Annotated in this window: 1 protein-coding gene; it reads left to right on the plus strand. The window is 78.2% G+C overall.

Annotated features, from left to right (window positions below):
- On the plus strand, positions 1–262 hold a 262-nt coding region (locus AC1RPY_RS07965), incomplete at both ends, for a hypothetical protein (protein WP_481763147.1).

Raw genomic sequence — 262 nt, forward strand, 5'->3', positions numbered from 1 at the left:
GGTCAGCATCGAGCCCTCGCACGCGCACGCCGCCGTCGCCCAGCGGCCGGGCACGCGGCATCCGGTCACCACGGGCGCCCCGGGCATCGCCCTCCAGTCGGTGCTCACCGAGCCGCAGTGGGCCGAGCTGCCGGACGGCCACCCGCGCGACGAGGCGGTCGAGGCGCGCGGACGCGGCTACGCGACCAGCCACGACGAGGTCATCCCGGGGCTGGCGTCCGTCGCCGTCCCGCTCGTGGTGCACGGTCAGCCGCTCGCGGCC

This window comes from Dellaglioa sp. CoH-56-MRSF-12, assembly GCF_056782075.1.